Genomic DNA, 24291 nt, shown 5'->3' with positions numbered 1-24291 from the left:
TTCAATCATGAGCATATCAAGCCCCTACGCCCCAGCCCAGGCCCCAGCCCAAGCGCCCAAGCCCCTGAGCAGCTACAAGCCCTATTGGGCCAAGCGCTTTGGCGTTGCACCTTTTTTGCCCACCAGCCGCGCCGAGATGGAGCGCTTGGGCTGGGACAGCTGCGACGTGGTGTTGGTCACGGGCGACGCCTATGTCGATCACCCCAGCTTTGGCATGGCCGTGATCGGGCGCGTGCTCGAGGCCCAAGGCTTTCGGGTGGGCATCATCGCCCAGCCCGATTGGCACAGCGCCGAGCCCTTCAAGGCGCTGGGGCAGCCCAATCTGTTTTGGGGCGTGACGGCGGGTAACATGGATTCGATGATCAACCGCTACACGGCCGATCGCAAAATCCGCTCCGACGACGCCTACACCCCCGGCAACGTGGGCGGCAAGCGCCCAGACCGCGCCGCCATCGTCTATAGCCAGCGCTGCCGCGAGGCCTACAAAGAGGTGCCCATCGTGCTGGGCGGCATCGAGGCCAGCTTGCGCCGCATCGCCCATTACGATTACTGGAGCGACCAGGTGCGGCGCTCGATCGTGGTCGATGCCAAGTGCGATGTGCTGCTCTACGGCAACGCCGAGCGCGCGCTGGTCGAGATCGCGCACCGGCTGGCGCGGCGCGAGCCGGTGGCACAGATCACCAATGTGCGCGGCACCGCCTTTGTGCGCCGCAGCAGCGCGCCGGGCTGGGTTGAGATCGATTCGACCGAGGTCGATCGGCCCGGCCGCGTCGAGGCACACCTGAGCCCCTACCTGAGCACCAGCGAGCAGGCGCAGGCGCGCGGCGGCTCGTGCAGCCAAGCCGAAGCCGGATCAGAGCAGACTGATGCTGCCTCAGCCACCGCAGCCGCCTCAGCCACCGAATCAGCCGCAAACCCCGTTGCCGCCCAAGCCCCCACCAGCGCCGTGATCGCCTTTCATCCGCCGTTGGCCCAGCGCGCCAAGCTCTCAGCCCCCGAGCGCGCGCGCAGCGTGATCCGCCTGCCCAGCTACGAGCAGGTGCGCGCCGACCCGGTTCTCTACGCCCACGCCAGCCGCGTGCTGCACCTCGAGACCAACCCCGGCAACGCGCGCGCGCTGGTGCAGGCGCACGGCAGCGGCCCGGGACTGCGCGATGTCTGGATCAACCCGCCGCCCATTCCCTTGAGCAGCGCCGAAATGGACTGGGTCTTTGGCCTGCCCTATGCGCGCAGCCCGCACCCGAGTTATGCCGATGCGCAGGGCCGCCACGACGGGCCGACCAAAATCCCGGCTTGGGAGATGATCCGCTTCAGCGTCAACATCATGCGCGGCTGCTTTGGCGGTTGCAGCTTTTGCTCCATCACCGAGCACGAGGGCCGCATCATCCAGAGCCGCTCCGAAGACTCGATCGTGCGCGAAGTCGAGCAGATCCGCGACCAAGTGGCCGGCTTCACCGGCGTCATTTCCGACCTCGGCGGCCCCACCGCCAACATGTACCGGCTCGGCTGCAAAAGCCCCGCCATCGAGGCCGCCTGCCGCAAACCCAGCTGCGTCTATCCCGGCATCTGCCCCAACCTGCACACCGACCACCGGCCGCTGATCTCGATCTACCGCCGCACGCGCGCGCTGCCGGGCATCAAAAAAGTGCTGATCGGCTCGGGTCTGCGCTACGACCTGGCCGTGCTCAGCCCCGAATACGTGCAGGAACTGGTGCAGCACCACGTGGGCGGCTACCTGAAAATCGCGCCCGAGCACACCGAAGGCGGGCCGCTGTCGAAGATGATGAAGCCCGGCATCGGCAGCTACGAGCGCTTCAGAAAGATGTTCGAGCACTACAGCGCCGAGGCGGGCAAAAAGCAGTACCTGATTCCGTACTTCATCGCAGCCCACCCCGGCACCAGCGACGCCGACATGATGCAGCTCGCCCTATGGCTCAAGCGCAACGGCTTTCGTGCCGACCAGGTGCAGACCTTCTACCCCAGCCCCATGGCCACCGCCACCGCCATGTACCACAGCGGCCTCAACCCGCTCAAGGGCATCCACCGCGACGCGCGCGCCGAACGCGTCGATGTGGTCAAGGGCGACAGACGGCGGCGCCTGCACAAAGCCTTTTTGCGCTACCACGACCCGGCCAACTGGCCGCTGCTGCGCGAGGCGCTCAAAGCCCTAGGCCGCGCCGACCTGATCGGCAACGGCCGCCAGCACCTGATCCCCAGCTTTCAGCCCGCCGGCACCAGCACGTATCAGAGCCCACGGCGCAGCAACTCCACCCCCGTGCGCCCCGGCACCCTGCTGACGCAGCACACCGGGTTGCCACCGCGCGCTGGCACGGCGGGTAAGAAAAGGCCCTGAGCGGCTGGGAGGGCAGGGCGGCGTGGTGCTGGGCGTGGTGCAGGGTTAAGGGCGGTTTGAGGTCGGCGTTTCAGGCTGCACAGCCGCCGCCGGTTGCGGCGCACCGCGCCAGCGGCCCCACAGCCGCAGCAGCAGCTTGCGCGCCTCTTCGAGCACCAGCACGCTGGCGGCGGCGGCGGTGGCCAAGCCCCAGTCTTGCAGGCTCAAATCGGTGGTGTTGAAAAAGGCTTGCAGCGGCCCCCAGTGCACCACCAGAATCTGCAGCCCGATCACCGCCACCAGCGACAGCCACAGCCAACGGTTGCGAAACAGCTGCCGGTTGAAGGCGCTGCCGTGCTCGTTGCGGGCGTTGAACAGGTTGAAGAACTGGAACAGCACAAAGGTGGTGAAGGCCAGCGTGAGCGCGTAAGTCTCGCCCTTGGGCTGGGCGTACCAGAACAGCCCCAAGGTGCCGATCGTCATGCAAAAGCCAAAGAAAAACAGCTGCGCGATGCGGCTGCCGCTCAAAATGCGGGCATCGGAGCGCCGCGGCGGCTCGTCCATGACGCCGGTGCGCGGCGGCTCCACCCCTAGGCTCAGGGCTGGGGGGCCGTCCATGATGATGTTGACCCACAAAATCTGCACCACCGTAAAGGGCGTGGGCAGGCCCAGCAGGCTGGCGCCGAGCACGGTCTGCATGGCGCCGATGTTGGTCGAAACCTGAAAGCGCACGAACTTGACGATGTTGTCGTAAATCGCGCGGCCCTCGCGCACCGCGCGCACGATGGTGGCAAAGTTGTCGTCGGTGAGCACCATCACCGCCGCCTCTTTGGTGACTTCGGTGCCGGTGATGCCCATGGCCACGCCGATGTCGGCGTGCTTGAGCGCCGGCGCGTCGTTGACGCCGTCGCCGGTCATGGCGGTGACGTGGCCGTCGGCCTTGAGCGCTTGCACGATGCGCACCTTGTGCTCGGGCGCGACGCGGGCGAACACCGCCACCCGGTCGATGCGCGCCGCCAGCGCCTCGACGCTGAGCGCATCGAGCTCGCGCCCTTCGATCACTTCGCCGTGCAGCCCGAGCTCGCGCGCGATCGCCGCCGCCGTGATGCGGTGGTCGCCGGTGATCATCTTGACCTGGATGCCGGCGTGCTGGCACAGGGCGATGGCGGCGCGCGCCTCGGGGCGCGGCGGGTCGATCAGGCCCACCAGGCCCACGAAGGTGAGCTCGTGCGTGTGCGGCATCAGCTCGCCGGCGGGGTCGAAGTCGCGCGCCGGGATGGTTTTGCTGGCCACCGCCAGCACGCGCATGGCTTGGCTGGCCAAGCGCTCATTCTCGCTTTGCCAGTAGGCGGGGTCGAGCGCGGTCTCGCCCTCGTCCTCGGCATCGAGCTGGCGGCTGGCGCGGGTGAGCAGCACGTCGGGCGCGCCCTTGACGCACAGGCGCACCCACTCGCCGTCGTGGTGAAAGGTGGCCTGAAACTTGTGCGCCGAGTCGAAGGGGATTTCGGCGATGCGCGGGTTGTGCTCGGCCAGCGCCTCGGCATCGACACCGCCCTTGGCCGCCAGCGCCAGCAGCGCGCCCTCGGTCGGGTCGCCGATCAGGCGGCCATCGCGGATGCGGCTGTCGTTGGCCAGCGCCGCCGGGTGCAGCAAGGGCTTGAAGTCGGGCAGGGTGGCGGTGTCGGCAGGGTCGGCAGCTCCGATCTGGCCCGCAGCGCCGTAGCCTTCGCCCGACACCGTGTAGCGGCGGCGCCGGTAAACCAGGCTGCGCGCGCTCATCTGGTTCATGGTCAGGGTGCCGGTTTTGTCGGAGCAGATTACGGTGGTGCAGCCCAGCGTCTCGACCGCCGTCATGCGCTTGACGATGGCGCGGTGCTGCGCCATGGCGTACATGCCCAGCGCCAGCGTGACCGTGAGCACGGCCGGCAGGCCGTCGGGGGTGGCGGCCACCGCCAGCGCCAGCGAGGTGAGCAGCATCTGCGCCCACGGGTCACCGCGCCACAGACCGAGCGCAAAGATGATCGTGACCACGATGGCGGCGATCAGCACCAGCTTGTGCGCCAGCCCGTCGATCTGCTTTTGCAGCGGGGTGGCGCCGGTTTCGGCTTGCGCCAACATGGTGGCCAGCCGCCCCATTTCGGTTTGCATGCCGGTGCCGGTGACCAGCAGCTCGGCGCGCCCGCGCGTGACGCCGGTGTTCATGAACGCCATGTTGATGCGGTCGCCCAGCGCCGCCGCCGGCGGTGCCACAAAGGCCGCATCCTTGCCCACGGCGTGCGACTCGCCGGTGAGCGCAGATTCGTCGATCTCCACGTTGTGCGCCGCCAGCAGGCGGCCATCGGCCGGCACCCGGTCGCCGGCTTCGAGCAGCACCACGTCGCCGGGCACGATCTGGCTGGCGTCGATCTCTTCCACGCGCCCGGCGCGGCGCACACGCGCCACCGGGGCCAGCATGTTCTTGAGCGCGGCCAGCGTTTTTTCGGCCCGGTACTCTTGCCAAAAACCGAGCACGGCGTTGAACATCACCACCACCAGAATCACGGTCACGCTTTTCATGTCGCCGATGAAGGCCGCGATCACCGCCGCCACCAGCAATATGAGGATCAGCATGCTCTTGAACTGATCGAGCAACCCACGCCACAGCGGCCGCGGCGGCGGCTCGGCCAAGCGGTTGGCGCCGTGGCGCTGCAGGCGCAGCGCGGCTTGTTCGCTATTCAAGCCCTGCGCTGGCTCTACCTCGAGCGTGCGGGCGCAGTCGGCGCTGCTGCAGGTGTGCCAGAGCGGCCCGTCCGCCTCGGGGGTTGGGCTGGCGGGCGCGGCGCTGCCGACTAGGTCGGGTGGCGCAGGCGGTGTGGGATGCGTGGGGCTGGCGTTGGGAGATGGCATGGGGCAGGGTCTGGTCACAAGTCGGGCGGCCGCTGCCGCCATGGCGTGCAACCATGATAGGCGACAAATCAGCGCCCCATATGACCAACCCCGCGCCGCACTCGGGTGCCCGCACCCGGTCAGCCCCTTAGATCGTCAGGCCGCCGCAGACCTCGAGCGCCGCGCCGTTGACGTAGCTCGCCTCGTCGCTGGCCAAAAAGGCGTAGACGTTGGCGATTTCTTCGGGTTGCGCCAAGCGGCGCAGGGGCACGCGCTGCTCCATGTCTTTGAGCACCTTGTCGGGGATGGTGTGGAGGATCGGGGTGGCCACAAAGCCCGGCGCTATGGCGTTCACGCGCACGCCCTTGGGGCCGAGTTCGCGGCTCCAGGTCTTGGTGAAGCCGATCACGCCCGCCTTGGTGGCGGCATAGTTGGTCTGGCCAAAGTTGCCGTACAGCCCGACCACGCTCGAGGCGTTCAAAATTACGCCCGAACCTTGCGCCACCATGGCATCGGCCACCGCTTGGCTGCAATGGAACACGCCGCGCAGGTTCACGTCGATGACGCGGTCGAACTGCTCGAGGCTCATCTTTTGCAGCCGTGCGTCTTGGGTGATGCCGGCGTTGTTGACGAGCACGTCGATGCGGCCAAAATGCTGCAACACCTCGGCCACCAGCGCATCGACTTGGGCGCGCTGCGTCACGTCGAGCACGCGCCCCAGCCCCTCGGCGCCTAGGGCTTGGCACTGCGCCAGCACCTCATCGACGGCGCTTTGGCGCAGGTCGCAGACCACCACGCGCGCGCCTTCGGCGGCGAACTTGAGCGCGGTGGCGGCCCCGATGCCTTGGGCGGCGCCGGTGATGAGGCAGACTTTGTTTTGCAGGCGTTTCATAGGCAAATACAGATGGGGTAGTGAAACTTGGGCGCCAAAATAGCACACCGGGCTTGCGCCTGGCTGATGCCATGCCCCAACCGCCCCAACCGCACGCTACCGATGGTGCGCCGCCTGCGCCTTCAGGTGTAGTCCATCACATGCGCCTTGCCCCCAAACACCCGGTACACAAACAGCGACGAGCCGGCGATGATCGGCAGCATCACGCAGGCGCCGATGAATATCAGCCACAAGGCGTCGGGGGACGCGGCGGCCTGCCACAGGGTCATCTGGTCCATCACCAAATATGGAAACAGGCTGTAGGCCAAGCCGTAAAAGGCGAGCAGGAAAATGCCGATCGCGCAAGCGAAGGGCACCGAGGTGCCGTATTCGTTGCCTTGTAGCAGGCGCGTGGGTAGCCGTTGCAGGCTGCGCGCAGCCAAAACGAACAACAGCGCTGTCATCAGGGGGATGGGCGCCAGCAGCACGACCCAAGGCAGGCTAAACCACTTGTCGAAAATGCGTTCCGAAGCAAAAGGCGTGGCCAGCGACACCGCCGCAATCCCCAGAGCCGTCCACCACAAGCTGGCTTTGGCCCAGCGCAGCGCTTGTTGCTGCAGTTCGCCGCTGGTCTTGAAAATCAGCCAACCGGCCCCAAGCAGGCAGTAGCCAGCCACCAAGCACACGGCAATCAGGCAGGCAAACACAAAGGCGGCCCAGCCAGAGGCAAAGCCAAGCACCATCGAGCCCAGCATGAACCCTTGGGCCAGCGTGGCGATCAGCGAGCCGGCCCAAAAAGCTTGGTTCCAGGCTGCCTTGTGTTCTGGCGCGGCCTTGGAGCGAAACTTGAAAGCCACCCCGCGCAGGCACAAGCCCAGCAGCATCAGCGCCACCGGCAGGTACAGCGCACTCAAAATCACCCCGTGCGCCAGCGGAAACGCGGTCATCAGCAAGCCCACGCCCAGCACCAGCCAAGTCTCGTTGGCGTCCCAAAAGGGGCCGATCGAGGCCACCATCACATCCTTGTGCGCATCGGGCGCCCGGCGCAGCAAGATGCCAACGCCGAGGTCGTAGCCGTCAAGGATCACGTAGGCCAGCATGCTCAAGCCGAGCAGGATGTAAAAGGCCAGCGGCAACCAGCCGGCGGGCGTCATCAGGTCGGGCATCTCAAGCATTTTTGGGCTCCAGCGCTGGATTGGGAAGGATCAGGCCAGGGCTGACTGGAATGGGCGTGGCGGGCGGTGCATCGGTGGGGCTCGAACCTGCCAGACCGGCCTTTTTTGCCATCCGGAACAGCACCGCGATGTAGGCCGTCAGCAAGACGGCGTAGAGCAGCAGATAGCCCACGAGCGTGAGGGCGATCTGCGGGCCGGGCACCGGACCCACGGCGTCGGCCACCAGTTGCACCCCCTGCACCATCCACGGTTGGCGCCCGATTTCGGTGGTGTACCAGCCCGCCAGCACCGCCACCCAGCCCGAAAAGGTCATGAGCAGCAGCACCCGCGCCAGCAGCACCGAGGGCTCGCGGCCTTTGCGCAGCTGCCACGCAGCCCAGAAGCCCACCACCAGCATCGCCATGCCGATGCCCACCATCACCCTGAAGGTCCAGAACACCACCGCCACCGGGGGATGCTTGTTTTCGAACTCGTTCAGGCCCTTGAGCTCGCCATCGGGGTCGTGGGTCAGGATGATGGAGGCCAGCTTGGGAATCTCGATGGCAAAGTGGGTGGTGCGCGCTTCCTCGTCTGGCAAGCCAAACAGCACCAGCGGCACGCCACGATCGGTTTCCCAGATGGCTTCGATGGCAGCGATTTTGGCCGGCTGGTATTTGAGCGTGTTCAGGCCGTGCAGGTCGCCGATGAAGATTTGCAACGGGATCAGCAGCGCCCCCATGTAAACGCCGGTGCGCATGGTAGCCAGCACCGCAGGGCTGCGGTCGCCGCGCAGCCAGCGCCAAGCCGACACGCCGGCGATGAAGAAGGCCACAGTCAGGAACGAGGCCACCATCATGTGCGAGAAGCGGTAGGGGAAGGAGGGGTTGAAAATGATGGCCCACCAGTCGGTGGCGTGGGCCACGCCGTCGCGCATCTCAAAACCGGCCGGGGTGTGCATCCACGAGTTCAGTACCAAAATCCAGAATGCCGACAAGGTGGTGGCCAGCGCCACAGCCAGCGTGGACAGCGTGTGCACCCGGTTGCTGACGCGGTTGAAGCCAAACAGCATGATGCCAACAAAGATCGCTTCGATGAAGAAGGCCGTGAGCACCTCGTAAGCCAGCAGCGGGCCGGCGATGTTGCCAAAGGTGTTCATGAAGCCCGGCCAGTTGGTGCCAAACTGGAAGCTCATGATGATGCCGCTGACCACGCCAAGCGAGAAACTGAGCGCAAACACCTTCACCCACAGGGCGTAGGCGTCCATCCACTTCATGTCGCCGCTGCGGTGGTAGCGCCACTTGAAGAACAGCAGCACCCACGCCAAAGCGATGGTGATGGTGGGGAACAGGATGTGAAAACTGATGTTGGCCGCGAACTGGATGCGCGCCAGCAACAGCGGGTCGAGGAAGTCAAGCACTTTTAGCTCCAATAAAACGGTCTCTGGCATCGAGCAGCTTGCCGACTTTGCGCCCAAGCTTCATCAGTTCCACCACGCGATCCCGATCCATATCGCGCACCTCCTCGAACCAGCTGGTGGCCAATTCGATTAAATCGTGCATTTCTCGCATTCGTTCCTGGGCGTGTTTGTCCACCGGGTCGGTCACCGGTTCGAGCAGTGCGTCGCGCAGCATCGACAGGGTGGGGTCGACCTCGCGCTTGCGCCGCTGCTCGGCCAAGGTTTGAAAGATCGCCCACACGTCGTCGGGGGCCGAAAAATACTCGCGCCGGTCGCCCGGCAGGTGCTGCAGCCGCACCAGACCCCAGCTTTGCAGTTCCTTGAGGCCCATGCTCACGTTGGAGCGCGAAAAGCCCAGCGCCTCGGAAATGTCTTCGGCGTTGAGGGGCTGCGCCGACACAAACAACAGGGCATAAATCTGCCCCACGGTGCGGTTGATGCCCCAGCGGCTGCCCATTTCGCCAAAATGAAGCACGAAGCGTTGGGTCAGGGGTGTATTCATGGAGTCCAGTCATTTCAGAAATTTGTGAAATCTTAGGTTTTATTGATTAACCTCAAATTTGACCGGCCCATGGGGTTATCAGCCGTGGGTGGCACGCGCAGCGCAGCGTGCGGGTTGGCTGCAAGCCCGATCCATTTCAGCCCTGCCTCTACAATGGGGCATGGTGGGTGCAGCCGCACTTGCCATTTGCCCCGTGTCAGGCATTCGTCACCCTTCCCACTGCCCAGAAAGCCCGCAACGTGCAAGACCCCCAGGCTACAGAAACGAGCGCGCCCGGCCAGTCGCCGCGCGTGATCAAGAAGTACCCCAACCGCCGCCTCTACGACACCGAGGCCTCGGCCTACATCACGCTGGCCGAAGTCAAAGAGCTGGTGATGCGGGTGCAGCCCTTTGTGGTGCGCGACGCCAAGAGCGGCGCCGACCTGACGCGCAGCATCTTGTTGCAGATCATCCTAGAAGAAGAAAGCGCCGGCGTGCCGCTGTTTTCTGAAAAGCTGCTGGCCAACCTGATTCGCTTTTACGGCCACTCGATGCAGGCCAATATGGGCCACTACCTCGAAAAAAACCTGCAGATTTTTATGGATGTGCAGCAAAAAATGGCCGAGCAGGCCAAAGACCTCACGCCCGAGCTGTGGCAGCAGTTCGTCAAGGCGCAAGCGCCGCTGATGCTGGGCAACTACTTCAACCAGTCGCAGCACGCGCTGGCGCAGATGCAAGAGCAGATGCTGGCGGCTTTTGGGCTCAAGCGCTGAAAAGCTCATGGGCTGAGAGGCTCAAAGGCCGATTGCGCCCCGTCGCATTCACGGCCCTCTGCGGTTTGCGCGAAGTTGAGAGGCTGAAAGGCAATCGGTCATGCCCGCCTTGACGCCCCAAAACACCGCCTGAGGCGTTGCAAATGCTCGCCGTAGCGCGGGCTACGGCTGTGCTTTGCGCCTTGCCGTCGGCGCTTTGGAGCGCCCTTTCGGACACGCCCAATTGCCTCTCAGCCTCTGAGACAATCCGGGGATGACTGCAACCCTAGATGTATCGACCCCGCCGGCCGCCCGGCCCGCGCCCAAGGTGGGCTTTGTCAGCCTCGGCTGCCCCAAGGCCTTGACGGATTCCGAACTGATCCTCACCCGCCTTCACGCCGAGGGCTACCAGACCAGCAAGAGCTACCAGGGCGCCGATCTGGTGATCGTCAACACCTGCGGCTTTATCGACGAAGCGGTGCAAGAGAGCCTAGACGCCATCGGCGAGGCGCTGGCCGCCAACGGCCGCGTGCTGGTCACCGGTTGCTTGGGCGCGCGCCAAGGCGAGGGCGGCGCCAATCTGGTGCGCCAGATGCACCCCGCGGTGCTGGCCGTGACCGGGCCACACGCCACCGACGAAGTGATGCAAGCCGTGCACCAGCACCTGCCGCCGCCGCCCCACGACCCGTTTCTGGATTTGCTGCCGGCGCGGCCCGCTGCGGCGCTGGTCGAGGGCGTAGGCGTCAAGCTCACGCCGCGCCACTACGCCTACCTCAAAATCAGCGAAGGCTGCAACCACCGCTGCACCTTTTGCATCATCCCTTCGCTGCGCGGCGATCTGCAAAGCCGCCCGGTGGGCGAAGTGCTGGGCGAGGCGCGCAAGCTGTTTGAAGCTGGGGTCAAAGAGCTGCTGGTGGTGAGCCAAGACACCTCGGCCTATGGCGTCGATGTGCAGTACCGCACCGGCTTTTGGGACGGGCGGCCGATCAAGAGCAAGCTGTTTGACTTGGTGCGCGCCCTGGGCGAACTGGCGCGGCCGCACGGGGCCTGGGTGCGCCTGCACTACGTCTATCCGTATCCGCACGTGGACGACATTTTGCCGCTGATGGCCGATGGCTTGGTGCTGCCCTACCTCGACGTGCCGCTGCAACACAGCCACCCGGATGTGCTCAAGCGCATGAAGCGCCCGGCCAGCGGCGAGCGCAACCTCGAGCGCATCCAGCGCTGGCGCGAGCTGTGCCCCGAGCTGGTGCTGCGCAGCACCTTCATCGCCGGTTTTCCGGGCGAGACCGAGGCCGAGTTCGAGCACTTGCTGGGCTTCGTGGCGCAGGCCCAGATCGACCGCGCCGGCTGCTTTGCCTACTCGCCGGTGCAAGGGGCAGCGGCCAACGAACTGCCCGGCGCGCTGCCCGACGCCGTGCGCCACGAGCGCCGGGCGCGCTTCATGGCAGCGGCCGAAGGCGTATCCACGGCGCGGTTGCAGCGCCGCGTGGGCGCCACCATGCAGGTGCTGGTGGACCAAGCGCACAGCCTGGGCAAAAAAGGCGGAGTGGGGCGCACCTATGCCGACGCGCCCGAGATCGACGGCGTGGTGCGCCTGCTACCCACGCAAAAAGCCAGCCAGAGCTACCGGGTGGGGGAATTGGTGCGCGCGCGCATCTTAGCCGCCGAGGGGCACGATCTGGTGGGGCAGCTGCTTTGAAGCCTACGCTGGCGCTCGCACACGGTGAACAGGCGCAAAAAAACCTGCACTTGAAAAGGATTCAAAGTGCAGGTTTTATGCAATGCTTGGTGCCCAGGAGAGGACTCGAACCTCCACGCCTCTCAGCGCTAGTACCTGAAACTAGTGCGTCTACCAATTCCGCCACCTGGGCTTTCAGATAAGCCGTTAGTATAGCATGACCCAAACGAGTGTAAAAACCGAGTGAAAGAAAAAATCCAAAACCCGCTCCTGACCGAATTCGACGGCGTGGTGCATGGCCACCGCGACGGCCACGGCTTCGTGCAGCGCGACGACGGCCAGCCCGACCTCTACCTCTCGCCCAACGAGATGCGCGCCGTGCTGCACCGCGACCGCGTGAAGGTGCGCATCATCGGCTACGACCGGCGCGGCCGCCCCGAGGGGCGGGTGACCGAAATCATCGAGCGCTCCAGCGCGCCCCTGATCGGCCGCCTCCTGCATGAAAACGGGGTCTGGCTGCTGGCGCCAGAAGACAAACGCTACGGCCAAGACGTGCTCATCCCCAAGGGCGCGACCGGGGCGGCGCAGCCGGGGCAGGTGGTGGTGGTCGAGCTCACCGAGCCGCCGGCGCTGTTTGGCCAACCGGTGGGGCGCGTCAAAGAAGTGCTGGGCGAGATCGACGACCCGGGCATGGAGATCGAGATCGCGGTGCGCAAATACGGCGTGCCGCACCAGTTTAGCGAGGCCGCGCTGGCTCAGGCGCGCGCCTTGCCCGAGCAGGTGCGCGCCGCCGACCGCAAGGGCCGCATCGACCTAACCGATGTGGCGCTGGTGACGATCGACGGCGAAGACGCGCGCGACTTCGACGACGCGGTGTATTGCGAACCCGCCCGCGTAGGCCGCAGCAAGGGCTGGCGGCTGCTGGTGGCGATTGCCGACGTGAGCCACTACGTGGAAAACGGCAACGCGCTCGACGCCGACGCCTACGACCGCGCGACCTCGGTCTATTTTCCGCGCCGCGTGATTCCGATGCTGCCGGAAAAACTCTCCAACGGCCTGTGCTCGCTCAACCCGCAGGTCGAGCGCCTGTGTTTGGTGTGCGACATGCTCATCACCGCCGAAGGCGAGGTGCACGCCTACCAGTTCTACCCGGCGGTGATGTACAGCCACGCCCGGCTCACCTACACCGAAGTGGCGGCGATTTTGCAAAACACCCGCGGCCCGCAGGCGCAGCATCGCGCCGCCTTGGTGCCGCACCTGCTGCACCTGCACGAGGTTTACCGGGCGCTGCTGAGCGCACGCCAGCGCCGGGGCGCGGTGGACTTCGAGACCGTCGAGACCCAGATCGTTTGCGACGAAAGCGGGCGCATCGAAAAAATCGTGCCCCGCGTGCGCAACGAGGCGCACAAGCTGATCGAGGAGAGCATGCTGGTGGCCAACGTCTGCGCCGCCGAGTTCATCGCCCAAGGCAAGCAGTGGGGGCTGTACCGGGTGCACGAGGGCCCCACGCCCGAGAAGCTCGAAACCCTGCGCCAGTACCTCAAGGCCTTGGGGGTGGCGCAAACGCTGTCCGACGAGCCGCAGCCCAAGGATTTTCAGCAAATCGCCGCCGCCACCCAAGAGCGCCCTGACGCCGCGCAAATCCACCAGATGCTGCTGCGCTCGATGCAGCAGGCCATCTACACGCCGCACAACAGCGGCCACTTCGGGCTGGCTTTTGAGGCCTACACCCACTTCACCAGCCCGATTCGGCGCTACCCCGACCTGCTGGTGCACCGCCTCATCAAAGCCATTTTGGCCGAGCGCAGATACCGCTTGCCGACGCTGCCCACACCCGGTGAGGCGCAGGCCAAGCTGGCCAAGCGCTTGTCGGCGCGCGAGACTGCAGTCAGCGCCGCCAACGCCGAAGCGGCCAAAGCGCGCAGCGCCGAAGCTTTGGGCTGGCAGGCGGCCGGTCTGCACTGCAGCGCCAACGAGCGCCGCGCCGACGAGGCCAGCCGCGACGTGGAGGCTTGGCTCAAGTGCAAATACATGCGCGAGCACCTAGGCGAGGTGTTCAGCGGCGTGATCAGCTCCGTCACCAGCTTTGGCTTGTTCGTCACGCTCGAAAACCTCTACGTCGAAGGGCTGGTGCACATCACCGAGCTGGGCGGCGACTACTTCCGCCACGACGAAACGCGCCAAGAGCTGCGCGGCGAGCGCACCGGCATCCGCTATGCCTTGGGTTCGCGCCTGAATGTTCAGGTCAGCCGGGTCGATCTGGACGGGCGCCGGATCGATTTCAGGCTCGTCAACCCGGACGCCGACGGCACCCGATCGGTGCGCGAAAAAACCGCCGACCCGGGCACGGCGCGCAAGGGCAAGCAGGCGCGCGATGCCGCATCGGCTGAGGCACAATATGCTCCCAAGCGCACGCGCAGCAAGGCGGTGCGCGAGGTGCCCCGAGCGGCGCCTGCGCCAGCGGCGCCGGCATCCCGGGGCACGGGCAAAACAAAAAAGGGCAAACGATGAAAATCAGGCCTCCGGGTCTGCCTCTGGGCCTTTCAGGGCTGCGCTAACCATGTCCGCTTTGCTTTTTTTGCTCGACACGCTGTTCTTTTTCCTGGTCGCGGCGGCCTTGCTGCGGGCCTGGATGAACACCCGGCGCATGCGCATGGTGCAGCAGCCGGGGCCGTTCGTGATGGCGCTCACCAACTGGATCGTGCAGCCGCTGCGCAAGTCCTTGCCGCAGGTCTGGGTGCAGGCGCGCTTCGACGTCGCCAGTTTCATCGCCGCGGTGTTGCTGGCTCTGGCCTATGCGGCGGCGTGGCACGCCCTGCTCGGTGCTGGCTTGCTCGGGCCGCAGGGCGTGGGGCAGGCAGGGCAGCTCTTTAGCATCCCCTGGGTGGCGCTCAACTTCATGCTGCGCACCGTGTTGCAGGGCCTGATGGTGCTGGCGCTGGTCTATGTGGTGCTGTCGTGGGTGCAGCCGCAGGCGCCGATTCAGTACACGCTGGGGCAGCTGCTGCAGCCCCTGCTGGCACCCATCCGGCGCGTGCTGCCCACGGTGGGCGGGGTCGATTTGTCGGTGCTGCTGCTGATCGTGCTGCTGCAAGTGGCATTGATTTTGATCGGTTGAAGGCTTAAAAGCTTGAGGGTTTAAAGGCTGGTGATGAGGTCGCTGGCGCACAGCAGCGGCCGCTCGGTCGGCCAGCGGTCGGCACAGCGGCCGTGGCGGTGCACGGCAGCGGCGCTGGCCTGCACCGCGCCGGCCAAGCCGGGTGCGGCGCTGGCCAGCAGGGCCCCGATCAGGCCTGCCAACACGTCGCCGGTGCCGGCGCTGGCCAGCAGCGCGTTGCCGCTGCCGTTGAGGCGTGGAACCATGCCCGGCGCGGCCACCACGCTGCCCGAACCCTTGAGCACCACCACGCTGCGCGTGCGCTCGGCCAGTTGCTGCGCGGCGCCCAAGCGGTCGGCTTGCACTTGGGCGCTGCTGCACCCCAGCAGGCGCGCGGCTTCCAGCGGGTGCGGCGTGAGCACCGTCTGCCAGCCCCGATCCAGCCGCGCAGCAAGCTGGGCCTGCAACGCCGGGTCGGTGGCGATGGCGTTGAGGGCGTCGGCGTCGAGCACCAGGCGCGGGCTGCTGGCCAGCAAAGGCGCGAGCAGCGGCACCACGGCGCTGCCGCCACCGCAGCCGCACACCGTGACCGCCTCTTGCAACAGCAGCGGGTCGTGCAGCAGGGCGGCGGCCGGGCGCAGCATCAGCTCGGGTTGCAGCGGGTCGAAGGGCAGGGGCGCGGCCGTTGGGGTCGCTGCCGCTGTGTCTGGGCGGGAAGCGCTGGGCGCGCAGGCGGTAGCGGCGGCTGCGCCGGGCGCTGGTGCCGGCCCCAGCAGGCCCAGATAGACCCGGCCAGCACCGGCGCGCAAGGCCGCGCGCGCGGCCAGCACGGCAGCGCCGGTCATGCCGGTGCCGTGCGCGCCGGGTTGCTGGCCGCCGATCACCACCACGCTGCCGTGCGTGCCCTTGTGTGGGCTGTGCAGGCGCTGGCGGGCGGCCGTGGGGGTGGTAGCGCAGAGGGGCGCGGCCCAGCCCGTGTGCTGGGCCTGCACTTGCTCGGCGCCGCTGCACCCATGCAGCCAAGCGCTCGGCGCTGGCGCTTGCAGGCTCAAGGCGCTCCAACCCAGGTCGTCGAACCAAATCTGGCCGCTGGCCTCGCGGCCGTGGTGCGTAAACAGGCCGGGCTTGAGGGTGAGCAGGCTCAGGGTGTGGCGCAGTGGGCTGGCGCTGGGCGCGGCTTGGGCGTGCCAGTTGCCGCTGTCGGCGCACAGCCCGCTGGGCAGATCGACGCACAGCAGCGGGCAGGGCAGGTGTTGCAGGCGCTCGATGCAGGCGTTGGCCGCCGCGCCGCGCACGGCCTGTGCCAGCCCGATGCCAAACACGGCGTCGATGGCCAGATCGGGGGCATCAGGCGGCTGCTCGGCCCAGCGCAGGCCGGCTTGTTGCGCCAGCGCCAGCGCGTGGCGGGCGTCGTCGGGCAGGCGGCTGGCATCGCCCAGCCAGGTGACGTAAACCTCGCCCCCCAGCGCTTGCAAACGTTGCTGCCAAGCCAGCGCGGCCAGCAGGCCGTCGCCGCCGTTGTTGCCGCCGCCGCAAACCACCCACACCCGGTGCGCGTGCGGGGCCAGCGCCGCGCTCAAGCGAAACACGGCCGCGCCGGCGCGCTCCATCAGGGTGTGAGCAGGCAGTTGCTGCCGGGCCAGTTCTTGCTTGGCCAGTTGTTCGATGGCGCGGCTGGCGTGGCTGCCGTATAGCGGCAGCGCAGCGGGCAAATCGGGCAGGGGCAGGCGGTAGGGCAGGCGGTGAGGGGGTGGCTGGAGGTGCATGGGTGGGCGATCGCAGATCGGTCGTGCTAGAATGCCGGAGTTTTGTGGTTGCTATGGCTCAGTGCGCTGCGGTGCGCGGGGCTGGCGTGGCAGCAAAATCAACAATCCAATCGAAACCCAATCGAAACCAAATCGCAAACAGGCCCAATCGGGTGTTGCGTCCATTTTTGCACAGGCCAAAGGCTGGTGCGCGGTGGCCGCAATGCGGGCCCAGTTTAAGACCCAACCTGAAGGAAACGCAATCATGACCATTTCCATGCGCGAAATGCTGGAAGCCGGTGTCCACTTTGGCCACCAAACCCGCTTCTGGAACCCCAAGATGGCCCCCTACATCTTTGGCCATCGCAACAAGATTCACATCGTCAACCTCGACAAAACCCTGCCGCTGTTCGAGGAGGCGGCCAAGTTTGTGCGCCAAGTCAGCGCCCGCGGCGGCAGCGTGCTGATGGTGGGCACCAAGCGCCAAGCGCGCGACATCGTGGCGCTCGAGGCGCAGCGCGCTGGCGTGCCCTACGTCGAGCAACGCTGGCTCGGCGGCATGCTGACCAACTTCAAGACCGTCAAAACCTCGATCAAGCGCCTCAAAGAAATGCTGGCGCAAAAAGAGGCCGGGCTCGACCACCTGTCGAAAAAAGAGCAGCTCACCTTTAACCGCCAGATCGAGAAGCTGCAAAACGACATCGGCGGCATCCAAGACATGAACACGCTGCCCGAAGCGATTTTTGTCATCGACGTGGGCTACCACAAGATCGCCGTGGCCGAGGCGCAAAAGCTGGGCATCCCGCTGATCGCCGTGGTGGACACCAACCACTCCCCAATCGGCATCGACTACGTTATCCCCGGCAACGACGACTCGGCCAAGGCCGTGGCCCTGTATGCGCGCGGCATTGCCGACGCGATCATCGAAGGCCGGGCCAACGCCGTCAGCAACGTGGTGCAAGCGGTGCAGTCGAACACCGAAGACGAGTTCGTCGAGGTGCAAGGCGAGGCCTGATCCACTGGTGCCAGCCACCAAAGGGGCGGCTGCGCCCCTTTTTTGTAAGCATTTTTTCACACTGACAGAGCAAGCTCGGGCCTTTTAAGCCCGCAACGGAGTACACACAATGGCTGCAATCACCGCAAGCATGGTCGCCCAACTGCGCGCCAAGACCGACGCGCCGATGATGGAGTGCAAAAAAGCCCTCACCGAAGCCGATGGCAATATGGACAAGGCCGAAGAGCTGCTGCGCGTCAAGCTCGGCAGCAAGGCCGGCAAGGCCGCCAGCCGCGTCACCGCCGAAGGCGTGGTGGTCGCCAGCCTCGGGGGCCACACCGGCGCCTTGCTCGAAGTCAACTGCGAGACCGATTTCGTCTCCAAAAACGAGCTGTTCCTGAACTTTTGCAACCAGGTCGCCAACCTGATCGCGCGGCACAACCCGGCCGACGTGGCTGCGGTGGGCGCGTTGCCCCTGAGCCTCGAGGGCTTTGGCCCCACGGTCGAAGACGTGCGCAAGGGCCTGATCGGCAAGATCGGTGAGAACATCGCGCTGCGCCGCTTCAAGCGCTACGCCGGCGGCGGCCAGTTGGCGGCCTACCTGCACGGCGTGCGCATCGGGGTGATGGTGGAGTTCGAGGGCGACGCCACCGCCGCCAAAGACGCCGCCATGCACATCGCCGCCATGAAGCCGGTGGCGCTCACCGCCGCCGAGGTGCCCGCCGAGCTGATCGAGAAAGAGCGCGCCGTGGCCGCAGGCAAGGCCGAAGAAGACCGCAAGGTCGCCGAAGCCGCCGGCAAGCCGGTGCAAGCGGCCGAAATCGTGGCCAAGCGCATCGAGGGAGGGGTGCAGAAGTTCCTCAAAGAGGTCTCGCTCTTCAACCAGCCCTTCGTGAAAAACGACAAGCAGACGGTGGAGCAGATGCTCAAGGCCGCGGGCACCACGGTCAAGGGCTTTACGCTGTACGTGGTCGGCGAAGGCATCGAGAAAAAGCAAGACGACTTCGCCGCCGAAGTGGCGGCGCAGGTGGCGGCCGCCCAAGCGGGGGCCTGATTCCAAGCCAGCAGCGGCCGCATGCTGGTGCAGCTGTGGCCGTGGGGCCACGGCGGCCATAACCGCAGCAGCCGCAGCACATATTTCAACGGCCAGCTCTGCAAAGGGTTGGCCGTTGTTGCGCCGCAAGCCCTAAAATCGCTCGACTTCATCATTCAGACTGTCATATGCCCGCCCACCAGCGCATCCTGCTCAAGCTCTCCGGCGAAGCCCTGATGGGCGACGACTCCTTTGGCATCAACCCCGCCACCATCGGGCGCATCGTCGAGGAAATCGCCGAGGTGGTGCGGCTCGGGGTGCAGGTGGCGGTGGTGATCGGTGGCGGCAACATCTTTCGCGGTGTGGCGGGCGGCGCGGTCGGCATGGAGCGCGCCACCGCCGACTACATGGGCATGCTGGCCACCGTCATGAACGCGCTGGCGCTGGGCGATGCCTTGGGTCGCAGCGGGCTCAAGGCGCGAGTGATGTCGGCCATCAACATCGACCAGGTGGTGGAGCCCTACGTACGGCCCAAGGCCTTGCAGTACTTGGAGGAGGGCAAGGTGGTGGTGTTTGCCGCCGGCACCGGCAACCCGTTTTTCACCACCGACACCGCCGCCGCGCTGCGCGGGGCCGAGATCGGGGCCGAAATCGTCCTCAAGGCGACCAAGGTCGATGGCGTCTACAGCGCCGACCCCAAAAAAGACCCGCACGCGGTGCGCTACCAGTCCATCAGTTTCGACGAAGCCATGGCGCGCCAGTTGCAGGTCATGGACGCCACCGCTTTTGCCCTGTGCCGCGACCAAAACCTGCCGGTGCGCGTGTTCAGCATTTTCAAGCCGGGCGCGTTGCGTCGGGTGGTTCAAGGTGAGGATGAAGGCACGCTGGTGCACGTCTGAGCGTCCTTCGAATCCCGCCCCAAGCCTCTGAGTCGGTGTATGCTACGCGGTTAGCCCCCAGCGGCGCTACACACCAGCCTATCGAGTAGCCAAGCGAGTCACGACCATGCAGATTTCCGACATCAAGAAAAACGCCGACCTCAAAATGCACGCCACGATCGAGGCGCTCAAGGGCAGCCTAGGCAAGGTGCGCACCGGGCGCGCCAACCCGGCGCTGCTCGACACCGTGCACGTGGATTACTACGGCGCCATGCTGCCGCTGTCGCAGGTGGCCAACCTGAGCCTGCTCGACTCGCGCACCATCGGCGTGGCGCCGTGGGAAAAAGGCATGGGGGCGAAGATCGAGAAAGCCATTCGCGAATCCGACCTCGGGCTCAATCCGGCCTCGCAGGGCGACCTGATCCGGGTGCCGATCCCGGCCATGACCGAGGAGCGGCGCAAAGAGCTCACCAAGGTTGTCAAAGGCGAGGGCGAGCACGCCAAGGTGGCTATTCGCAACCTGCGCCGCGACGCCAACGAGCAGCTCAAAAAACTGGTCAAAGACAAACTGGCCTCCGAAGATGACGACCGCCGCGCCCAAGACGAAGTGCAAAAACTCACCGACCGAATGATCGCCGAGGTGGACAAGATCGTGGCCGCCAAAGAACAAGAGCTGATGGCGTTTTGAGGCTGCGCGCTCCCATGCCCCCTATCGAGCGCCGCGCGGGCGCACCGCGCCACTTGGCCGTTGTCATGGACGGCAACGGCCGCTGGGCCAAACAACGCTATCTGCCGCGCTTGGCCGGCCACCGGCAGGGCCTGGAAAAACTGCGCGAGCTGGTGCGCTGGTGCCGCCATGACGGCGTGCAGGCGCTCACGGTGTTTGCTTTTTCGTCCGAAAACTGGAGCCGGCCGGCCGACGAGGTGAGCGGCCTGATGGGGCTGCTGGCGCGGGCGCTGGAGCGCGAAGTGGGCGAGCTCGACCGCGCTGGGGTGCGGTTGCATTTTCCCGGCGATCGCCTGGCCTTGAGCGGCGAGCTGCAGCAGCAGCTGGCGCAGGCCGAGCAGCGCACGGCCGCCAACCGAGGTCTGGTGCTCAACGTGTGCTTCAACTACGGCGGCCGCTGGGACGTGGTGCAGGCGGCGCAGCAGCTGGCCGCACGCGGCGAGCCCATCACCGAAGCGTCGCTGTCGGGGGCGCTGGCGCTGGCGCACGTGCCGCCACCCGACCTCATCATCCGCACCGGCGGTGAGCAGCGCCTGAGCAACTTCCTGCTCTGGCAGGCGGCCTATAGCGAGCTCTATTTCTCCGCGGCCCTTTGGCCAGCCTTTGACCGCGCCGAGTTTGATGCTGCGCTGGCCGCTTACGCGCAGCGCGAGCGGCGTTTCGGGCGGGTCTCGGAGCAGCTCAGCGACGCCCCTGCGGAACCGGTGCAGCCCTTGCGGGCTGTCGCCTGATTGCCGCCCATGTTGTGGCAGCGGGTGCTTACAGCGTTGGGGCTTCTGGGGCTGTTGCTGGCTTCGCTATGGCACTCCGCCGATTGGCCCTTTGGCTTGCTGACCCTGGCGCTGGTCTGCGTGGCCGCTTGGGAATGGGCGCGCTTGTGCGCTTGCTCACCTGTTGTGGCCGTGGCGGCAGCGCTTGGGTTGGGCGCGGCCCTGATGGGGCTTTGGGTCTTGGTGGGGGTGGACTACGACGGCAGCTGGTTCTGGCCGCTGGCTACTGCGGCTTGTTTGGTGCTTTTGCCCCTGCTGCTGCACCGGGGTGTGCAGGGCTGGCGAGGGTTGGCCAACGGGCCGCGGGTGGCGCTGGGTTTGCTGTTGCTGGGGCAGGCGTGGTGGGCCTTGTTGCACGCCAAGACCATCGGTCTGGGTATGTTGCTGAGCATTTTTATGTTGGTCTGGGTGGCCGACATCGCCGCCTATTTTGGTGGCAAACGCTTTGGGCGGCGCAAGCTCGCCCCCTCCATCAGCCCTGGCAAAACCTGGGAAGGGGTGTGGAGTGCTGCGTTGGCGCTGCTGTTGTTCGGTGTGCTGTGGCTGCAGTGGTGGCCCGCCCACTGGGGGCCCAGTTTGTACACCCACCTGTGGCAGCTCGGGCCCTTGCCGGCCTTGGCTTTGCTGCTGCTGCTGCTGGCCTTGAGCGTGATGGGCGATTTGCTCGAATCCCTGGTCAAGCGCAATGCTGGGCGCAAAGACTCGAGCCGCATCCTGCCCGGCCACGGCGGGCTGCTGGACCGCTTCGATGCGCTGTTGCCGGTGTTGCCGCTGGCGCTCTGGATCGTGACCGCCTAGGCACGCCCGCTCCCTTTTTGCGCCTTTGCCCCCCAACCATGCAGACGCTGACCGTGCTTGGATCGACCGGATCGATCGGAACCCAGACGCTGGACGTGGTGGCGCGCCATCCGCAGCGCTATCGCATTTATGCGCTCACGGCCCAAGAGCGGGTGCAAGAATTGGCGCAGCAGTGCCAGCAGTTTGTGCCGCGCTTTGTCGTGATTGCGCCCGAACACGCGCCTGCTCTGCGCTGGGCGCTGCAGGCGCGCGGGCTGACGCAGATCGAGGTGCTCAGTGGGCCGCAGGCGCTGTGCGAGGTGGCGTGCGCGCCCGAGGTCGATACCGTCATGGCGGCCATCGTCGGCGCGGCCGGCTTGGCACCCTGCGCGGCGGCGGCGCGCAGCGGCAAAAAGCTGCTGCTGGCCAACAAAGAGGCGCTGGTGCTGGGCGGCGAGTGGTTCATGCAGACGGTGCGCACCGGTGGCGCCACCTTGCTGCCCATCGACAGCGAACACTCGGCGCTGTTCCAGTGCCTGCCCGAGTCGCCCGCCCTGTGGGCGCAGCGGGTAGAAAAAATCGTGCTCACGGCCTCGGGCGGGCCGTTTCGCCAGCGCGACCCGGCCAGCCTAGCCAGCGTCACGCCCGAGCAGGCGTGCGCGCACCCCAATTGGGTCATGGGGCGCAAAATCTCGGTCGATTCCGCCACCATGATGAACAAGGCGCTCGAAGTGATCGAGGCCCACCACCTGTTCGGCGTGGCACCCGATTGCATCGAGGTGGTGATCCACCCGCAAAGCGTGATCCATTCGATGGTGCAGATGCGCGACCGCTCGGTGCTGGCGCAGCTGGGCACACCCGATATGCGGGTGCCGATCGCCTACGGCCTGAGCTGGCCCGAGCGCATCGAATCGGGGGCCGAGGCGCTGGACTTTGCCCGCTTGGGCGCGCTGACCTTCGAGCCGCCCACGCGCGAGCGCTTTCCGGCTTTGTTTTTGGCTTGGGAGGCCTTGGCCGGCCCGCGCGGCAGCACCGGGGTGCTCAACGCCGCCAACGAGGTGGCGGTGCAGGCCTTTTTGGAGCGCCGCCTGCGCTTTGACCGCATCCACGCCGTGAACGCGGGAACGCTGCAGGCCTGGACGCCCTCCAACGCCGATGGAATCGACGACCTGCTGGCGCTCGACGCCCACGCGCGCGCCTTGGCGCGGGCGCAGTTGCAGCGCTGGCAAGATTGAGCCAGCGCAGCCCACCACCCCGCCCATCCGTCCTGCCACGCTCTTGAATCATTTGAACACGCCCAGCGCCGCCCCATGCTGACCCTTCTCGCCTTCTTGGTGGCCATCGGGCTGCTGGTGGCGGTGCACGAGTACGGGCACTACCGCGTCGCCGTGGCGTGCGGGGTCAAGGTGCTGCGCTTTTCGGTCGGTTTTGGCAAGCCGCTGTGGAGCTGGCGCTCGCCGCGCAGCGGCACCGAATACGTGCTGGGCGCGCTGCCGCTGGGGGGCTACGTGCGCATGCTCGACGAGCGCGAAGCGGCCGTGCCCGCCGCCGAGCGCCACCTGGCTTTCAACACCCAGAGCCTGCGCGTGCGCACGGCCATCGTCGCCGCCGGACCCGCGGCCAACCTGCTGCTGGCGGTGCTGCTGTATGCGCTGGTGGCGTGGATGGGGGTGCCGCAGCCGCAGCCGGTGCTCTCCACGCCGGCGCCGGCCTCGCTGGCCGAGCGCGCCGGGGTGCGCGGTGGCGAGTGGGTGGTGGCGCTGGCGCGGGAGGGCGACGCGCCGCAGCCGATCGAATCCTTTGGCGATCTGCGCTGGCAGCTCACGCGCGCTGCCTTGGCGCAGCAAGACCTGAAGCTGTGGCTGGCCAGCGGCCCCGGCGAGCCGGGGCGCGAGGTGCGGCTCGAGCTGTCGCAGGTCGATGTGCGCCACGCCGACGCCACGCTCATGCGCCAGATTGGCATCGAGGCGCCGTGGTCGGCGCCGCTGCTGGGCCAGCTCACGGCCGAAGGCGCCGCCGTCGACGCTGGCCTGCAGCCCGGCGACCGGGTGCTGCGCGTCGATGGCCTGCCGGTGCGCGACGCCGCGCAACTGCGCCAGCTCATCCGTTTGTCGGCCGCCGACGGCCAGCCGCGTACCCAGCGCTGGCACATCGAGCGCGCCGGCCGCGTGCTGGAGCTCGAGGTGACCCCGCGCCCCGAGCAGATCGAGCGCGTCTGGGTGGGGCGCATCGGCGGTTTCGTGGGGGCAACGCCAGACATGGCCGAGCGCTCCGCAGGGCCGCTGGAGGGGCTGTGGCAGGGGACGGTGCGCACCTGGGAGGTTTCGCACCTGACGCTGCAAATGATCGGCAAGATGCTCAGCGGTCAGGCCTCGTTGCAAAATCTGAGCGGCCCGATCACCATCGCCGACTACGCCGGCCAGTCGGCGGCGCTGGGGCTCACCAGCTACCTGTTGTTTCTGGCGCTGATCAGCGTCAGCCTCGGGGTGCTCAACCTGCTGCCGCTGCCGGTGCTCGACGGCGGGCACCTGATGTATTATCTGTGGGAGGCCGTGACCGGGCGCCCGGTGTCCAACGCTTGGATGGAGGGTTTGCAGCGCATCGGTATCGTGCTGCTGCTGGGCCTGATGTCGCTGGCCATTTTCAATGATATTGCCCGTTTGCTGGGCTGAGAACGC

General features: G+C 66.6%; 19 protein-coding genes and 1 tRNA gene. 13 read left to right on the top strand and 7 right to left on the bottom strand.

The genetic code is table 11. The features are described from left to right. The first annotated feature begins 7 nt into the window (after positions 1-7). Positions 8-2353, top strand: a complete 2346-nt coding sequence (locus SMCB_RS06680; RefSeq protein ID WP_045535866.1) for a YgiQ family radical SAM protein — start codon at positions 8-10, stop codon at positions 2351-2353. Positions 2354-2398: 45 nt separating this feature from the next. Here SMCB_RS06680 and SMCB_RS06675 read toward each other — a convergent pair whose 3' ends face one another. The 5 genes from SMCB_RS06675 to SMCB_RS06655 form a co-directional block, all read right to left on the bottom strand. Beyond that, entirely contained in the window at positions 2399-5218 is a 2820-nt protein-coding gene (locus tag SMCB_RS06675; RefSeq protein WP_082027278.1) for a cation-translocating P-type ATPase, read from the bottom strand. Positions 5219-5345: 127 nt separating this feature from the next. Further along, on the bottom strand, positions 5346-6089 hold the full coding sequence (gene fabG, locus SMCB_RS06670; RefSeq protein ID WP_045535865.1) for a 3-oxoacyl-ACP reductase FabG: 744 nt from the start codon (positions 6087-6089) through the stop codon (positions 5346-5348). Between the two features lie 122 nt (positions 6090-6211). Beyond that, positions 6212-7243 carry a cytochrome d ubiquinol oxidase subunit II gene (locus SMCB_RS06665; RefSeq protein WP_045535864.1) on the bottom strand — a complete coding sequence of 344 codons (1032 nt, stop codon included), beginning with the start codon at positions 7241-7243 and terminating at the stop codon, positions 6212-6214. After that, the gene (locus SMCB_RS06660) at positions 7236-8639 is read right to left on the bottom strand and encodes a cytochrome ubiquinol oxidase subunit I (protein ID WP_231851171.1); all 1404 of its coding nucleotides are present in this window, start codon (positions 8637-8639) and stop codon (positions 7236-7238) included. The genes SMCB_RS06665 and SMCB_RS06660 overlap by 8 nt, the downstream gene beginning before the upstream one ends. Next, a complete protein-coding gene (locus SMCB_RS06655; protein ID WP_045537769.1) occupies positions 8632-9180 on the bottom strand; it encodes a GbsR/MarR family transcriptional regulator in 549 nt (182 codons plus the stop codon). The genes SMCB_RS06660 and SMCB_RS06655 overlap by 8 nt, the downstream gene beginning before the upstream one ends. 239 nt (positions 9181-9419) lie before the next feature. On the opposite strand from SMCB_RS06655, the gene phaR reads away from it, so the two are divergent. Both phaR and rimO read left to right on the top strand, forming a co-directional pair. Beyond that, positions 9420-9932 carry a polyhydroxyalkanoate synthesis repressor PhaR gene (gene phaR / locus SMCB_RS06650; RefSeq protein ID WP_045537766.1) on the top strand — a complete coding sequence of 171 codons (513 nt, stop codon included), beginning with the start codon at positions 9420-9422 and terminating at the stop codon, positions 9930-9932. Positions 9933-10185: 253 nt separating this feature from the next. Then, entirely contained in the window at positions 10186-11613 is a 1428-nt protein-coding gene (rimO, locus tag SMCB_RS06645) for a 30S ribosomal protein S12 methylthiotransferase RimO (protein ID WP_045535862.1), read from the top strand. A gap of 87 nt (positions 11614-11700) precedes the next feature. Here the strand turns inward: rimO and SMCB_RS06640 are convergent. After that, positions 11701-11785: transfer RNA gene (locus SMCB_RS06640), tRNA-Leu, on the bottom strand. Positions 11786-11835: 50 nt separating this feature from the next. Here SMCB_RS06640 and rnr point away from each other — a divergent pair. Together rnr and SMCB_RS06630 are read left to right on the top strand one after the other, a co-directional pair. Beyond that, a complete protein-coding gene (gene rnr, locus SMCB_RS06635; protein WP_045535861.1) occupies positions 11836-14103 on the top strand; it encodes a ribonuclease R in 2268 nt (755 codons plus the stop codon). 49 nt (positions 14104-14152) lie between these two features. Then, the gene (locus SMCB_RS06630; protein ID WP_045535860.1) at positions 14153-14710 is read left to right on the top strand and encodes a YggT family protein; all 558 of its coding nucleotides are present in this window, start codon (positions 14153-14155) and stop codon (positions 14708-14710) included. Positions 14711-14730: 20 nt separating this feature from the next. Here the strand turns inward: SMCB_RS06630 and SMCB_RS06625 are convergent, their stop codons facing one another. Then, on the bottom strand, positions 14731-16455 hold the full coding sequence (locus tag SMCB_RS06625; RefSeq protein ID WP_045535859.1) for an NAD(P)H-hydrate epimerase: 1725 nt from the start codon (positions 16453-16455) through the stop codon (positions 14731-14733). A gap of 244 nt (positions 16456-16699) precedes the next feature. Here SMCB_RS06625 and rpsB point away from each other — a divergent pair, with 244 nt between their 5' ends. From rpsB to rseP, 8 genes are all read left to right on the top strand, one after another. Further along, positions 16700-17449, top strand: coding sequence for a 30S ribosomal protein S2 (rpsB, locus tag SMCB_RS06620; RefSeq protein WP_045537764.1), 750 nt, complete (start codon positions 16700-16702; stop codon positions 17447-17449). Positions 17450-17558: 109 nt separating this feature from the next. Further along, on the top strand, positions 17559-18482 hold the full coding sequence (gene tsf / locus SMCB_RS06615; RefSeq protein WP_045535858.1) for a translation elongation factor Ts: 924 nt from the start codon (positions 17559-17561) through the stop codon (positions 18480-18482). Positions 18483-18649: 167 nt separating this feature from the next. Then, a complete protein-coding gene (gene pyrH, locus SMCB_RS06610) occupies positions 18650-19360 on the top strand; it encodes a UMP kinase (RefSeq protein ID WP_045535857.1) in 711 nt (236 codons plus the stop codon). A 106-nt stretch (positions 19361-19466) separates the two neighbouring features. Beyond that, entirely contained in the window at positions 19467-20027 is a 561-nt protein-coding gene (frr, locus tag SMCB_RS06605; RefSeq protein WP_045535856.1) for a ribosome recycling factor, read from the top strand. Between the two features lie 14 nt (positions 20028-20041). Continuing rightward, the gene (gene uppS / locus SMCB_RS06600) at positions 20042-20797 is read left to right on the top strand and encodes a polyprenyl diphosphate synthase (RefSeq protein WP_045535855.1); all 756 of its coding nucleotides are present in this window, start codon (positions 20042-20044) and stop codon (positions 20795-20797) included. Between the two features lie 9 nt (positions 20798-20806). After that, positions 20807-21634: a phosphatidate cytidylyltransferase gene (locus tag SMCB_RS06595; protein WP_045535854.1), complete on the top strand. Its 828-nt coding sequence runs from the start codon at positions 20807-20809 to the stop codon at positions 21632-21634. A gap of 38 nt (positions 21635-21672) precedes the next feature. After that, complete coding sequence (locus tag SMCB_RS06590; protein WP_045535853.1) at positions 21673-22848, top strand: 1-deoxy-D-xylulose-5-phosphate reductoisomerase; 1176 nt, start codon at positions 21673-21675, stop codon at positions 22846-22848. 75 nt (positions 22849-22923) lie between these two features. Further along, a complete protein-coding gene (gene rseP / locus SMCB_RS06585; protein ID WP_045535852.1) occupies positions 22924-24285 on the top strand; it encodes an RIP metalloprotease RseP in 1362 nt (453 codons plus the stop codon). Positions 24286-24291 lie beyond the last annotated feature (6 nt).

It is taken from the genome of Serpentinimonas maccroryi (assembly GCF_000828915.1).
In the GTDB taxonomy this organism is placed as follows: Bacteria; Pseudomonadota; Gammaproteobacteria; order Burkholderiales; family Burkholderiaceae_C; genus Serpentinimonas; species Serpentinimonas maccroryi.
This window is presented reverse-complemented; position numbering and strand designations above follow the sequence as displayed.

Coding starts and splice junctions, on each gene's coding strand:
- SMCB_RS06680 (WP_045535866.1), top strand. CDS start 8: ATGAGCATATCAAGCCCCTACGCCCCAGCCCAGGCCCCAGCCCAAGCG.
- SMCB_RS06675 (WP_082027278.1), bottom strand. CDS start 5,218: ATGCCATCTCCCAACGCCAGCCCCACGCATCCCACACCGCCTGCGCCA.
- fabG (WP_045535865.1), bottom strand. CDS start 6,089: ATGAAACGCCTGCAAAACAAAGTCTGCCTCATCACCGGCGCCGCCCAA.
- SMCB_RS06665 (WP_045535864.1), bottom strand. CDS start 7,243: ATGCTTGAGATGCCCGACCTGATGACGCCCGCCGGCTGGTTGCCGCTG.
- SMCB_RS06655 (WP_045537769.1), bottom strand. CDS start 9,180: ATGAATACACCCCTGACCCAACGCTTCGTGCTTCATTTTGGCGAAATG.
- rimO (WP_045535862.1), top strand. CDS start 10,186: ATGACTGCAACCCTAGATGTATCGACCCCGCCGGCCGCCCGGCCCGCG.
- SMCB_RS06630 (WP_045535860.1), top strand. CDS start 14,153: ATGTCCGCTTTGCTTTTTTTGCTCGACACGCTGTTCTTTTTCCTGGTC.
- SMCB_RS06625 (WP_045535859.1), bottom strand. CDS start 16,455: ATGCACCTCCAGCCACCCCCTCACCGCCTGCCCTACCGCCTGCCCCTG.
- rpsB (WP_045537764.1), top strand. CDS start 16,700: ATGACCATTTCCATGCGCGAAATGCTGGAAGCCGGTGTCCACTTTGGC.
- tsf (WP_045535858.1), top strand. CDS start 17,559: ATGGCTGCAATCACCGCAAGCATGGTCGCCCAACTGCGCGCCAAGACC.
- pyrH (WP_045535857.1), top strand. CDS start 18,650: ATGCCCGCCCACCAGCGCATCCTGCTCAAGCTCTCCGGCGAAGCCCTG.
- frr (WP_045535856.1), top strand. CDS start 19,467: ATGCAGATTTCCGACATCAAGAAAAACGCCGACCTCAAAATGCACGCC.
- uppS (WP_045535855.1), top strand. CDS start 20,042: ATGCCCCCTATCGAGCGCCGCGCGGGCGCACCGCGCCACTTGGCCGTT.
- SMCB_RS06595 (WP_045535854.1), top strand. CDS start 20,807: ATGTTGTGGCAGCGGGTGCTTACAGCGTTGGGGCTTCTGGGGCTGTTG.
- SMCB_RS06590 (WP_045535853.1), top strand. CDS start 21,673: ATGCAGACGCTGACCGTGCTTGGATCGACCGGATCGATCGGAACCCAG.
- rseP (WP_045535852.1), top strand. CDS start 22,924: ATGCTGACCCTTCTCGCCTTCTTGGTGGCCATCGGGCTGCTGGTGGCG.